This is a genomic window from Moorena sp. SIO3I8 (assembly GCF_010692325.1).
In the GTDB taxonomy this organism is placed as follows: Bacteria; Cyanobacteriota; Cyanobacteriia; order Cyanobacteriales; family Coleofasciculaceae; genus Moorena.
On the sequence record NZ_JAAHHW010000452.1, the window covers coordinates 1 to 1161 of the forward strand.

General features: G+C 49.3%; 1 pseudogene. It reads right to left on the reverse strand.

The window, feature by feature from the left end:
* Nucleotides 1–1084: pseudogene (locus tag F6K51_RS37815) on the reverse strand (IS4 family transposase).
* Between the last annotated feature and the right edge of the window lie 77 nt (nt 1085–1161).

Genomic DNA, 1161 nt, shown 5'->3' on the forward strand with positions numbered 1-1161 from the left:
CTAAGTACAGGACAAAAAATGGAGAGAGTTAAGAAAAGCTGGGAACTGGTGGTCAAGATTGGTGAAAATTGAGCGCAGATAATCAAATCCCAAACGAAATAGGCTCTTGGCTCGTCGTTGATGGGATTTAATCGGAATGGGCTTGAGTGTATGTTGCCACAAACCCGTCTTCATCGCCCACACAAAGGCGATCGCTAACAAAGCCAAAAGTTTGCTCAGTCTCGGGGCATCATTGAAATGAGTCGATTCAAGGCAAAAACCCCGAGTCTTCAGTGCCGCAAACAGGGTCTCGATGCCCCAACGGCGGGTATAATCCGATAAAGCTTGTTCGGGGCAATGATTGGTGACCAGAATCAGAAAATTATCATCTCCTTTTTGAGTCGGTTGTAGGCGAGCGCCAATCACATAGACTGGGCGACCCCAAACCCAATGATGACCTGAAAGGACGCGAGTTTCCCCGACGGACAAGTTGGCAAAATAGCGAGACCCTGGTACGGCTTGTTGCCGAGTCCGGGATCGAATCAAGTCACTTTGACGTATGCGTATCCGAAAGGGAATTGGCTTGTCCATCAACAGATAGGACAGCCACTCTTGGCCGATAAATTCCCGGTCAGCAGTTAGGTACGCGATCACCACATCAGGAAACAAAGCTTCAAAGCGATCAAGTAAATCCATACGTTCATCACTGTTACTATTGCCCTGCTTCTCAAGCAGAGTCCACAGCAAGGGGAAAGCAATCCCCTCATGGACCACACCCAACATTAAGATGTTGAAGTGGGTTTTTCCGAAAGACCAGTTAGTGCGGTCAAGGCTCAGTACCCAAGGTTGAGGGATTCCAGCCAATTTGACGAGCATCTGGGCAATTTGAGCCATGTCTAGGTCAAAAGACCGGAAGAATCGCTGCATTCGCTTGTAGTGAGATGCATCAGCGGCTTTTCCTCCGCACACGGTCGCCAACTCCGCGCTTATTGACTGTTTTGGCTCGAAATAGGGCTATGAGGAACATGGCGACGAAGGAGAGTCGCGCCCCATGCCAGCCCAGGTGGGGTCGCAATTTGGCTCGAAGTTGGTTAATCTGTTCCATGAGGGTTTGTGGTCTTTGTGGTAATTTCCATCAAACCCTCTCCCTGGCACTTTTTGCAACTTTTGTCCTGTACTGAG